General features: G+C 69.5%; 11 protein-coding genes. 7 read left to right on the forward strand and 4 right to left on the reverse strand.

The window, feature by feature from the left end:
* Window positions 1–6: 6 nt before the first annotated feature.
* The 4 genes from KY469_08120 to KY469_08135 all read left to right on the forward strand — a co-directional run bounded on the left by KY469_08120 (window position 7) and on the right by KY469_08135 (window position 4,266).
* On the forward strand, window positions 7–630 hold the full coding sequence (locus tag KY469_08120) for a 2,3-bisphosphoglycerate-dependent phosphoglycerate mutase (GenBank protein MBW3663049.1): 624 nt from the start codon (window positions 7–9) through the stop codon (window positions 628–630).
* A gap of 111 nt (window positions 631–741) precedes the next feature.
* Window positions 742–2,859 (forward strand): cell wall-binding repeat-containing protein, encoded by a 2,118-nt coding sequence (locus KY469_08125; protein ID MBW3663050.1) that lies wholly within the window; start codon window positions 742–744, stop codon window positions 2,857–2,859.
* 56 nt (window positions 2,860–2,915) lie between these two features.
* Window positions 2,916–3,716, forward strand: a complete 801-nt coding sequence (locus KY469_08130) for a heme-dependent peroxidase (protein MBW3663051.1) — start codon at window positions 2,916–2,918, stop codon at window positions 3,714–3,716.
* Window positions 3,717–3,750: 34 nt separating this feature from the next.
* Complete coding sequence (locus KY469_08135) at window positions 3,751–4,266, forward strand: NUDIX hydrolase (protein MBW3663052.1); 516 nt, start codon at window positions 3,751–3,753, stop codon at window positions 4,264–4,266.
* Here the strand turns inward: KY469_08135 and KY469_08140 are convergent.
* Genes KY469_08140 through nucS form a run of 3 tightly spaced genes read right to left on the reverse strand, consistent with a single transcriptional unit; the run spans window position 4,235 to window position 6,989 of the window.
* Window positions 4,235–5,329, reverse strand: coding sequence for a potassium channel protein (locus KY469_08140; GenBank protein ID MBW3663053.1), 1,095 nt, complete (start codon window positions 5,327–5,329; stop codon window positions 4,235–4,237). The genes KY469_08135 and KY469_08140 overlap by 32 nt on opposite strands.
* 30 nt (window positions 5,330–5,359) lie before the next feature.
* Window positions 5,360–6,328, reverse strand: a complete 969-nt coding sequence (locus KY469_08145) for a DUF2804 domain-containing protein (protein MBW3663054.1) — start codon at window positions 6,326–6,328, stop codon at window positions 5,360–5,362.
* 1 nt (window position 6,329) lies between these two features.
* The gene (gene nucS, locus KY469_08150) at window positions 6,330–6,989 is read right to left on the reverse strand and encodes an endonuclease NucS (protein ID MBW3663055.1); all 660 of its coding nucleotides are present in this window, start codon (window positions 6,987–6,989) and stop codon (window positions 6,330–6,332) included.
* Window positions 6,990–7,056: 67 nt separating this feature from the next.
* Between nucS and ychF the strand changes: the two genes are divergently transcribed.
* The 3 genes from ychF to KY469_08165 all read left to right on the forward strand — a co-directional run bounded on the left by ychF (window position 7,057) and on the right by KY469_08165 (window position 9,981).
* On the forward strand, window positions 7,057–8,151 hold the full coding sequence (ychF, locus tag KY469_08155; protein ID MBW3663056.1) for a redox-regulated ATPase YchF: 1,095 nt from the start codon (window positions 7,057–7,059) through the stop codon (window positions 8,149–8,151).
* A 235-nt stretch (window positions 8,152–8,386) separates the two neighbouring features.
* Complete coding sequence (locus tag KY469_08160; protein ID MBW3663057.1) at window positions 8,387–8,575, forward strand: hypothetical protein; 189 nt, start codon at window positions 8,387–8,389, stop codon at window positions 8,573–8,575.
* A 2-nt stretch (window positions 8,576–8,577) separates the two neighbouring features.
* Window positions 8,578–9,981 carry an AarF/ABC1/UbiB kinase family protein gene (locus KY469_08165; protein MBW3663058.1) on the forward strand — a complete coding sequence of 468 codons (1,404 nt, stop codon included), beginning with the start codon at window positions 8,578–8,580 and terminating at the stop codon, window positions 9,979–9,981.
* 9 nt (window positions 9,982–9,990) lie between these two features.
* Here the strand turns inward: KY469_08165 and KY469_08170 are convergent, their stop codons facing one another.
* Window positions 9,991–11,781: an AMP-dependent synthetase/ligase gene (locus KY469_08170; protein ID MBW3663059.1), complete on the reverse strand. Its 1,791-nt coding sequence runs from the start codon at window positions 11,779–11,781 to the stop codon at window positions 9,991–9,993.
* Window positions 11,782–12,031 lie beyond the last annotated feature (250 nt).

The following is a 12,031-nucleotide window of genomic DNA, read 5'->3' on the forward strand; positions in this document are numbered from 1 at the left end:
CGCGGTATGCCCAAGCTCGTGCTCGTCCGCCACGGTGAATCGCTGTGGAACCTGGAGAACCGCTTCACCGGCTGGACCGACGTCCCGCTGACCGCCGAGGGCGAGGACGAGGCGCGCCGTGCGGGACGAGCGCTGCGTGAGGGGCAACTGACCTTCGGCATCGCCTACACCTCGGTCCTCGAACGCGCCACCGAGACGCTGCGCATCATCATCGACGAGGCCGGTCTCGCGGTCCCGATCATCCGCGATCAGGCGCTCAACGAGCGCCACTACGGCGATCTGCAGGGCCTCAACAAGGCCGAGACCGCAGAGCGCTACGGAGACGAACAGGTCCACCTCTGGCGCCGCTCGTGGGACATCCCCCCGCCCAACGGGGAGGCGCTCAAGGACACCGCCGAACGCACCCTGCCGTTCTTCGAACGCGCCATCCTCGGCGACATCGCGCAGGCCAAGGACGTCCTCGTCGTGGCGCACGGCAACTCCAACCGCAGCATCGTCATGCACCTCGACCAGCTGTCGGAGGAGGACGTGCTCTCGCTGAACCTGGCGACCGGTGTCCCCCTCGTGTACGAGATGGACACGTCGGGAACCGTCCTGGACAAGACGGAGTTGAGCATCTCGGGCGACTGACGCAGACTCCCACGTCGCTGCCAGCCGACCCGGTTCGATCCGGGCCCCAGCGGAGAGGTCGTCATCACCATCACGTCGACGCTGCGGTGGAGCACACCGCTCACCGCGTTCGTGGCCATCGTCGTCGCGGCGACCGTGCTCGCCGCCCCGAAGGTGGACGCCGCCGCGGCTACCCGGACCGGCCAGCAGGCGGTGGCACCGGGCATCACCCACGAAACGTACGCGTTCCAGACGGGCGCGGGCTCCCAGCGCGTCAACGTGCTGCGCTTCCGACTCGACGACCCCCGCGTCGAACTCCGTCCGGAGATGGCCAGGGGGACCGTGGCCGGGACCGAGGTCGTCGCCGATACCGTGCTGCGTCTGGGCCCACAGGCGATAGCCGGGGTCAACGGTGGCTTCTGGCGCGACGATCCCGTCGGCGATCCGCGCGGTCTGCTCGTCGCTAGCGGCCACTACATCTCGGAGCCGACCAACCCCGGCGAGGACGTCGTCTCGGAGGTACCGCGGGGCGCGTTCGCGGTGGCGTCGGATGGCTCGCTGTACATCGGCCGGCCGAGCTACCGCGGCGAGGTGTGGCTGCCGGACCAGACCGAGGCTCCCATCACGGCGCTGAACCGCCGCCCACAGCGCGCCGACCCGAGCACGTGCAAGCCGGACATCCCCTGCGGCGAGGTCATCGCCTTCAACTCGGCCTACGGCCCCAAGAGCGATCCTGGCGGCCTCCCCGGCACCGAGATCGTCGTTGCCGACGCGACGCTGTACCCGTTCACCTTCGCGCGCAGCCACCGCATCACCGCCGTGCGCCCCGCCGGGGGGCCCATCGGCGAGGGCGAGGCGGTGATCGTCGGCACCGGCGCGTGGCGTTCGATCTTCGCGGGCTTCGAACCCGGCCAGTCCGTCGCCTTCAACTTCCACCTCGGCAACGTCTTCTGGGGCGACGACTTCCAGCAGGCGCTCGGGGCGGGGCCGCTGCTGCTCGAGGGCGGTGCTCACTCGTCCCGCAGCGACTGGATCGCCGAGGGCTTCGACGACCAGCACAACCAGCGCGCCCACCCGCGCACGGCCATCGCCTTCACGCAGGATGGCGAAGCGCTCCTCGTGACCGTCGACGGGCGCCAACCCGGTTGGAGCACCGGCACCACCACGCAGGAGACCCAGCACCTCCTCGCGCAGTTGGGCGCGACCGACGCGCTCATGCTCGACGGTGGTGGCTCCAGCCAGATGGTGGTCGACGGCCGCAACGTCAACCGTCCGAGTGAGAAGCGCGCCGTGGCGACCTCGCTCGTGCTTCGGTCCACCGTGCAGACGCCGAGCGTGCAGCGGCGCGAGGGCAGCGACCGCTACGCGACCGCAGCCGACACCGCCCTGAGCGGTTGGCCGCAGGGCAGCACGAGCGTGCTGCTGGCCAACGGGACCGACTTCCCGGACGGGTTGGCCGGCGGTCCCCTCGGCGCACGCCGCAAGGCACCCCTGTTGCTGACGCAGCGATCATCGCTCCCCTCAGCCACACGCTCAGCACTGGCTTCCCTCTCACCCGACGTCGTCCACGTGCTCGGCGGGACCGCCGCGATCGACACCGGGGTCGAGGCGTGGCTGACGAGCCAGGGCTACCGCGTCGTGCGGCTCTGGGGCCCGACCCGGATCGAGACCGCGGCCGCGATCGCCCGAGAGGTGGGCTCACCGAGCGGACGAGCGTTCCTCGCGTCCGGAGCGCTGTTCCCGGATGCACTGAGCGCAACAGTCCCGGCCGCGCTCGCCGATGCGCCGCTGCTGCTTACGGCTCCGCACGAACTCTCCCCTCCGACGCTCACGGCACTGCAGGATCTGGGCGTGAAGGAGGTCCTGATCGCCGGAGGCGAGGCAGCGGTCAGCGGGGCGGTCGCCGACGCCCTGCGCGGCAACGGCTTCCGGGTCGTGCGGATCGCCGGCAGCGATCGCTACCAGACGTCACGCGCGCTGGTCGAGTGGGCTGAATCCGAGCTGGGCTTCGCGCCACGGTCGGCGGCGTTCGCATCGGGGGTCGACTTCCCCGACGCCCTCTCCGGAGGACCGTACGCCCACCGGCTGGCGATGCCGTTACTGCTCACCCACCCCCACGACCTGACGCGCGCGACGGGCGTGAGCGGTTGGGTCAACGACCACGGTCTACGAGACGCGACCATCCTGGGAGGCCGCGCAGCGGTCCGCAGCTGGGTCGCCTACCAGCTCCAGGGCGAGATCGCCGGCTGACGAGGCGCAAGGAGCCGGCGGTACGCTCGAGGAGCCCGCGATCCCGGAGCCTCGACATGTCCGAACCGGTCCACCCCAGCGAGGGCATGGGCGTCCTGCACCTGTTCTACCGGGTCGACCGTGCCGCGGCTCGGGAGCTGCCCGCCAGCGCCGCGAAGGACCTCGAGGACGTCCTTTCGTCGATCGCGGACGGCGACGAGATCCAGCTGCACCTGTTCAGCGCGCTGGGCCACAAGGCCGACGCGATGGTGTTCGCTCTCGCCGACGACCTCAGCGCGCTGCGGGATCTGCAGACGCGCGTCGGAGCGTGTGAGTTCGGAGCTGCTCTCGAGCTCACGTGGTCGTACGTCAGCCTCACCGAGACCTCCGAGTACACCCCGACCGTCGACGAGGAGCGCATCCGCCTGGCCGAGCAGGGCGTCGAGGGTGACGATCTCGAACGCCGCGTCGACAAGGCTCGTGAGCGCTTCGAGACCTACAACCGGAACAAGCTCTACCCCCAGATGCCGGCGTGGGAGGTCGCGTGCTTCTACCCCATGTCGCACCGTCGGGAGGGCGACGACAACTGGTACTCGCTGCCGTACGACGAGCGCCGCCGGCTGATGCACGAGCACGGCAGGTCGGGCCGCGCGTTCACGGGCCGGGTCCTGCAGCTCGTGACCGGATCGACCGGACTGGACGACTGGGAGTGGGGGGTGACCCTCTTCGCCCACGACGTCGCCGACCTCAAGCAGATCGTGTACCGCCTGCGGTACGACGAAGCGTCCGCCCGCTACGGCGAGTTCGGCCCCTTCGTCATCGGCCTGCGGCGCACCCCGCACGAGCTCGTCCGTGACCTCGGCCTGATCAGCGGTTGAGGTGGAGCCTCGCGTCGGTGCCCTGAAGGACCTTTTGAACGCGCACGTTCCCGCCTCCGCCAAGGAGGCGCGCTCTCTGGCGCGGATGCGCCGGTTCATCAGCTGGCTGGCACGTCCCTTCGACGAGCACGCCGACCCGATGCACTTCACCGCCTCCGCCATCGTCATCGACGGTGCGGGACGCACCCTGCTCCACCGCCACCGCCGGCTGGGACTGTGGCTGCAGCCCGGCGGACACATCGACGCCGGAGAGTGTCCGCACGACGCCGCCCGGCGCGAGACCCTCGAGGAGACCGGACTCGACGCGCGCCACCTCTCAGCCGAGCCGCTCCTGCTCCACGTCGACGTCCACCCTGGCGGACGCGGGCACGTCCACCTCGATCTGCGCTACCTGCTGCAGGTCGGCGAGGGCAGCGAGCCGTCCCCCCCGCCCGGCGAGAGCCAGGACGTGGCCTGGTTCAGCTACGCGGCGGCGGCCGAGCGATCCGATCTCAGCGTCGCGGAGGCTCTCGCCCGTCTCACCTCTGGAAGTGCTCGCGCATCGCGGTGACGTCACTGTCGTTGCCCATGATGACGAGCACATCCCCGACGTGGAGGGTCGTCTCGGGCCGGGGATGGGTATCGAGACGTCCGTCCTCGGCGTGGCGGATGGCGAGGATGGTGCAGCCGAACCGCTCGCGGATGGCGGTCTCGCGCAGCGTGCGTTCGTTCAACTCGCTGCCGCCGCTGACCGGGACCTCCTCGAGGCTGTAGTCGATGGCACCCCCGCTGACGCCCTCGAGGAAGTCCGCGACCACCGGTCGGGTCAGCAGCTGAGCGATGCGCCTCCCTCCGATCGTCGAGGGCGCGATCACGCGGTCAGCACCGGCCCGCCGCAGCTTGGCCTCGTTCTCCTCGGCCTTCGACCGGCCGATGACGATCACGTCGGGTTTGAGGCCCTTCGACGTGAGGGTGACGAGGACGTTGTCGGCGTCGGAGTTCACGCAAGCCACGAGTGCCCGCGCCCGCTCCAGCCCGGCCTCCGAGAGGACGTGCTCCTCGGTGGCGTCACCCTCGATGTGGAGGTAGCCGATCTCGTTCAGCTCCTCGATCTTCTCCTCGTCGTCGTCGACCACCACGAACGGACTGCCCTCGCGGTCGAGCTGCAGAGCCAGGTGGCGTCCCACGCGACCGAAACCGCAGACGATCGTGTGCTCGTGGAGGTTCTCGATCTCGCGCTGCATGCGGCGCCTCTCGATGATCTGGCGGAGGTGGCCCTCCACGACGAACTCGGCGGTCGTGACGGCCCCGTAGGTCACCGTACCGACGCCCCCGACGATGAGGCCGATCGTCAGCATCTTGCCCTGGCTGGACAGTTCGACGATCTCGCGGAAGCCCACCGTCGTGATGGTGATCACGGTCATGTACAGCGCGTCCAGAGGGTTCACGCCTTCGATGACCTGGTAACCGATGAAGCCCGAGAGCAGCACGCTGAAGAACGCCAGGAACGTGAACCGCAGGCGTCGCAGCTCCGCCGGCACCCCGACCCGACGACGCCGCTCGGCCGCGCTGCGTACCCGCCGTCTGCGGTGGTCACGGGCGCGCCTGGCGTCGTCACGCTTCCGTCTGGACACAGGCCCTCCTCGGCCGCAGCATCGTGCCACTCACCAGGTGGCCGCATGCTCCTCGGTCACGCCCGGCAGGTCCTCGACCGTCACCGGCGTGCCGTCGGGACCGGGGAGTGTCCCCGAGAAGACCCCGATCGGCTGCACGTACCGTGAGCGCACGAGCAGGAGGTTCTCGTCCGCAGCACGCACGCCGCGCGGCGAGAACGACAGCGCCCACCCTGGCCCCTCCAGCCGCCAGGGGCCCTCGGGGTGACGCTCCGGCTCGAGCACATCGACCGTGAGAGCGGAAGGCTGGCCGTCCCACCACACGACATCCTCACCTGGTCCGGCCGCGTTCATCCCGGTCGAGACGTTCAACCCCACGCGCGCCCCGCCGGGCGTCGATCCGGCCGCCGCCGCCCACCGCCATCGCGTGTGACGGTCCTGGCGTCCGATGGTCAGGTCTCGCCAGCCGGCGCCCTCGAGCGCCCACGCACGCGACCCGACACGGACCGTTCCCCGACACGGGTAGCCAGCCGCCTTCTCGGTCACGTTCCAGCCCCCTCCCGGTGTCGCCGTGGCGAGCACCACGGGAGTGATCGCCCGAGCGTCGAAGTCGATCGTCAGCCGCTCGCCTCCGACGACGACCGCGACCCGCAGCCCCCCGTGGGGGCCGAGGGCTACCAGCTGACCGGGACGCCGGTAGACCCACCCCGCACGCGGGTCGCGCACGGCGGTCAGGCCTCGCCGGAAGAGGATCCGCCGCTCCCACGTGTGCACGCCTTCCGACGTGGCGACCCAGACGAAGGCCGTCCCGGCGATGCCGAGGTCCACGAGCGCGGCGCCGACGGCCACGCCCTCCCCGGCCGCGGCGGCGTACGACCACCGGCGCGCCCTCCCCTTGCGGGATGCGTGTTCGAGCGGATCGGTCCGCAGCGTTCCGGCTGTCAACGCCTCGAGCAGGCGCCCCGATGCATCGATGACCGAACCAGGCGTCGGAACGAGCGAGATCGCGGGCGTCGGCAAGTCAGAACAGCCTGGGGTTGGGATCGTCCTCGTCGCGCAACCTCCCGAGGTCGACCTCGGCGCAGCTGATGCCGCGCGACGCTGCCAGCACCCGTGCGTTCGGCTTGATCTCGGTCGCGACCAGGACGCCCCGGACGGGGCGCAGCAACGGATCGCGTTCCATGCGCTCGAGGTAGCGGCTCAGCTGTTCGACACCGCTGATCTCCCCGACCCGCTTGATCTCGACCGCGACGGCCCGCCCATCGACGTCGCGGCAGAGCAGGTCCACAGGTCCGAGGTCGGTGAAGAACTCCCGTTTCACGAGCGACAGGCCGGACTCGACATGTTCGGGATGGTCGGCCAGCAGGGCCTGGAGTTCCTTCTCGACGCCGTCGAGCTCGAGACCGCGCTCCGTGTCGAGCTCCACCGTGCTGTCCTCGAGGATCTCCTCGAACTCGATCGTCAGGCGCTCACCCTTGGGGTTGCTGACGATCCAGCGGTCGTCCTCCTGGACGATCGCGTTCGGGGCGTTCATCCAGTTGATGGGCTTGTACGCCCCGACGTCGGCGTGGATCGCGACGCAGCCGTCGGCCTTGACCATGACGAGCCGCACCCCTGACGACAGCGTCGAGGACAGACGACCGTCGTAAGTGGCACGGCAGCGGGCGACGATGAGGCGCACGGGCCGAACCCTACCCGTGGGTACTCTGTCCGCCTGCACCCCTCCCCCCTCCCTGGAAAGGTCCACCGTGGGCGTCAGCGTGGGGCTGGTCGGCCTGCCCAACGTGGGCAAGTCGACGCTGTTCAACGCACTCAGCCGCGGCGGCGCCGAGGCGGCGAACTTCCCCTTCTGCACCATCGAACCCAACGTCGGCATCGTGCCCGTCCCCGACGATCGGCTCCACCTGCTGGCCGCGCTCGCGAAGTCAGAGAGGGTCGTGCCCACCACCGTCGAGTTCGTCGACATCGCCGGTCTCGTCGAGGGGGCGAGTCAGGGCGAGGGGCTGGGCAACCAGTTCCTGGCTCACATCCGTGAGGTGCACGCGGTGTGCAACGTCGTTCGCTGCTTCGAGGACCCGGATGTGAGCCACGTCGCGGGATCGATCGACCCGATCCGCGACGTCGAGGTCGTGGCCACCGAACTGGCCCTCAAGGACCTCGAGACGCTCGAGAAGCGGGTCGAACGGGCCCAGCGTGCCGCCAAGGCCGGCGACCGCGACCTCAAGCGTCAGGCCGACCTGCTGGGCGGGCTCGAGGTCCACCTCTCGGCTGGAGACCCCGCCAGGACCTTCCCCGGGTTCCACGAGGACCCGGGCCTCATGCGCGAGCTGTCGCTGCTCACCGCCAAGCCGGTCCTGTTCGCGGCGAACGTGGCCGAGTCCGACCTCCCCGACGGCAACGCGATGAGCGACGCCGTCCGCGAGTACGCCGCAGGGCACCGCGCGGAGGTCGTGGTGGTGTCCGCGCAGGTCGAGGCGGAGCTGGTCGAGCTCGAACCCAGCGAGCGAGCCGAGTTCCTCACCTCGCTGGGCCTCGAGCGCAGCGGTCTCGAGCGGCTCATCGATGCCGCGTACCGGCTGCTGGGCCTGCTGACCTTCTTCACGGCCGGACCGAAGGAGACCCGGGCGTGGACCGTCCCAGCCGGCGCGACCGCACCACGAGCCGCGCGCGAGGTCCACTCCGACATGGAGCGCGGGTTCATCCGCGCCGAGGTCATCTCGTTCGAGGACTACCGCGAGCACGGCTCGGAACAGGCCGCGAAGGAGGGGGGCAAGCTGCGCGTCGAAGGCAAGGCCTACGTGGTCCGTGACGGCGACGTGATCCACGTCCGCTTCAACGTCTGAGTGCTCAAGTAGCGAAGCGGTAGCACGACCCGACCGTGCTCAAGTAGCGAAGCGGTAGCACGACCCGACCGTGCTCAAGTAGCGAAGCGGTAGCACGACCCGACCGTGCTCAAGTAGCGAAGCGGTAGCACGACCCGACCGTCCAACCTCGGCGTCCTGAGCGCGGCGATCGACCCGGTACCTTGGCAGCGCGCGCCCTCGGGGGCGCCCGCGTCCCGGATCAGGAGACTCGACGATGGCGCGCACGGAACCCATCACCCGCCTCGAGGTGGCGGCGTGCCCCACGCACCGGCTCGAGGTTCGTCACTACTCGAGCCACGAGGTCGGTTGCGACTGTCTCGACGACGTCCGCCGTCACGAACTGGCCGAGCGCCTGGCCAAGGCACGTGAAGAGGGCAGTCCCCTGGCCGAGATGGCTGAGTAGACGTGGCCGAGCGGCGCCTTGGGGGCCGGCTCGGGCGGGGCGCACGCCTCGCCGGGACCGGTCTGCGGGGCGCTGCCGGGCTCGCCGCGGCTCGGGCCAAGCAGTTGGCCGGCGGTGGCGGCGACGACCTTATCGAGTTCCACGAGGACCTCGCGCTGCGTCTCGTGGAGACGCTCGGCGAGATGAAGGGCGCGGCCATGAAGGTCGGCCAGATCCTGAGCTTCGTCGATCTCGACCTTCCACCCGAGATCCGCGGCGTCTACCACGACACGCTGGCGTCCCTGCGAGACGACGCGCCCACCTTCGATCTCGACGCGATCACGACCGTGATGCACGAGGAGTACGGCGCCCCGCCGGAGGCGGTGTTCGCATCGTTCGAGCCGGATCCGATCGCGTCGGCGTCGATCGGGCAGGTGCACGCGGCGAAGCTCGATGACGGTCGCGATGTCGTCGTTAAGGTCCAGTATCCCGGGGTCGCCGACGCCGTACGCGCTGATCTGCGCAACGCCGAGGCGTTCGTGCCGCTCGCGCGTCTGCTGTCTCCCAACCTCGAGGTGAAGCCACTGCTCGAGGAGCTACAGGAGCGGGTGACCGACGAGCTGGACTACGAGCGCGAAGCCCAGTACCAGCGCGCGTTCGCGGACCGCTACGACGGTCACCCGTTCATCCACGTGCCACAGGTCATAGCGGACCTGTGCCGAGGTCGGGTGCTGGTGGCCGAGCGGGTCCGGGGCGAGTCCTTCGACCGCTTCCTCGGGCGCGCGTCGGAGCCCGAGAAGCAGAGGGTGGGCGAGATCATCTTCCGCTACGCGTTCGGTTCGATCGGCCGCTTCCGGCTCTTCAACGGCGACCCCCACCCGGGCAACTACCTCATCGAGGGCGGCGGGGCGGACGGCGGTTCACGCGTGGCGTTCCTCGACTACGGCTCGGTCAAGATGTTCAGCCGCGAACGGTTCGCACAGATGCGCGCCGTCGACGACGCGGTCGTGGACGATGATCTCGACCGGTTCATGGTTAGCGTCAGGGACGCCGGGTTCGTGCCGCCGGGCGTGCGGATCGACGAGCAGCGACTGTTCGACTGGTTCCGGCTGTTCTCGCTGCCGGAGGTCGCTGAGCAGCCGTTCACCTTCACACCTGACTACGCAGCCGAGGTCCTCCGCACCACCACCGATCTTCGCAGCGAGTACCGTGACGTGCTGCGCCAGCTCAACCTGCCTCCGGACTATCTGCTCCTCAACCGCATTCAGTGGGGCATCAACTCGGTCCTCGGCCGGCTGCGCGCAACCGCTGACTGGCGCGCGATCCGCGACGAGTACGTCAGGGACGGGCGGCCGGCGACACAACTGGGTGAACTCGACCAGACCTGGTGGCAGGCCCGCAACCCGGAGCCGGATCCACCTGCCTGAAGGGTGGGGTCAGGAGCGGCCGTAGATGTCGTCGATGATGTTGCCGTACTTGTCGTGGACGACGCGACGCTTCACCTTCAGCGTCGGGGTGAGCTCGCCGCCCTCGATCGTGAAGTCATCGGGAACGATGCGGAACTCCTTGATGGCCTCGGCTCGGGAGACCGCCCGGTTGGCGCTGTCGACCGCCTGCTGGACGTCGGCTCGCAGCTCGGGATCGTCCACCAGATCGGCGACCGACTTGCCGGTCTTGCCGTGCTCGTCGGCCCACGCGGGGAACTGCTCCGGGTCGATCGCGACGAGGCAGCCGATGAACTTCTCACCGTCACCCACCACCATCGCCTGGCTGACGAGGCGGTGCGAACGGAGCCGATCCTCGAGCACGTTCGGGGCGACGTTCTTCCCGGCGGCCGTGACGATGATCTCCTTCTTGCGGCCGGTTATGCGCAGGTACCCGTCAGCGTCGAGCTCGCCGAGGTCGCCGGTGTGGAACCAGCCGTCCTCGACGGCCTCCTGCGTGGCCTCGTCGTTCTTGTAGTAGCCCGCGAAGACGTTGCCGCCCTTGAGTAGCACCTCGCCGTCGTCCGCGATCCCGACGGACGTGCCGGGGATGGGGCGCCCGACACTTCCGATGCGGTAGGCGTCGGGGCGGTTGAGCGTGGCGCCGGCAGACGTCTCGGTCAGCCCGTAGCCCTCGTAGATGGGCAAGCCCGCGCCGTGGAAGAAGTGGCCGAGGCGCTCGCCCAGAGCCGCGCCTCCAGAGATGGCGCCCTTGACCTTGCCACCCACCGCGTTGCGCAGCTTGACGTACACGAGCTTGTCGAACAGTGCGTGCTGCAACTTGGTCGTCAGCTTCGCCCCGCCCGCCTGCTCCTCGCGGCTGTAGCGCTCCGCCAAAGCCGCGGCCTTGTCGAAGATCTTGCCCTTGCCCTCGCTGTGCGCCTTCTGCTGCGCGCCGGTGAAGACCTTCTCGAACACGCGCGGTACCGACAGCAGCAGCGTGGGCTGCACCATCACCAACTCCTCGGTCAGCTTCGGGATGCCGGTGGAGTAGGCGATCTTCAGGCCGCTGCGGATGAAGAAGGTCTGGATGACGCGCGCGAAGATGTGGGCGAGCGGCAGGAAGAGCAAGGTGGAGTCGCCCGGCTCCATCAGCTCGTCGATCGAGCTCTCAACCGAGATCGCGTCGAACATGAGGTTGTTGTGGGTCAGCACGCACCCCTTGGGCATGCCGGTGGTACCTGACGTGTAGACGAGCGTGGCGACGTCATCGAGCGAGGTCGCGTCGACGCGCTTGGTGACCTCGTCGTCCTCGACGCTCTCGCCCGCAGCCTGGATCGCGTCGAGACCGCCCTTGTCGATCACGAACCGGTGCTTGCACTTCTTCAGCTTGCCCGCCACCTCGTTGAACGTCTCCTCGAGCTGCTCGTCCGCCATCACGATCGAGACCGCCTCGGAGTTGCTGATGATCCACTCGATCTGCTCGGCGGACGAGGTCTCGTAGATCGGGACCGTCACGCAGCCTGCCGCCCAGATCGCGTAGTCCAGGTACGTCCACTCGATGCGCGTGGGCGACAGGATCGCGATCTTCGACCCGGGCTTGATACCGAGCCCGATGAAGCCCTTCGCCAGGGCTCGGACGGTCCCGGCGAACTGCTCCGACGTGACATCCACGAAGCGGTCGCCGTCGCGGAACGCCAGGGCGGCACGCTTCGGTGCGGTCTCGGCGTTGCGCCACACCGGAGCGGTCAGGGTCTCCGTGGGGTCGAGTCGGATGTCGCCGGGGCTCGTGTACTGCTTCATGAGGCGGACTCCTGCACCGTTCCGGGCACGACGGGATCTGACCCCGAGGGTAGCAACGCGGTCCGCGGCACGGCCGTCCGGCCACAGGGCGTAGGGTTCGGCCTGAGCCGCGAAGGAGGAGGCATGACCTATCGAGCCTCACCCCCCAGGCCGGCAACGCCGGCCCCTCCCCCCTCAAGGGGGGAGGCATGACCTATCGAGCCTCACCCCCCAGGCCGGCAACGCCGGCCCCTCCCCCCTCAAGGGGGGA

The sequence above is a fragment of the Actinomycetota bacterium genome, assembly GCA_019347575.1.
Classification (GTDB): domain Bacteria; phylum Actinomycetota; class Nitriliruptoria; order Nitriliruptorales; family Nitriliruptoraceae; genus JAHWKY01.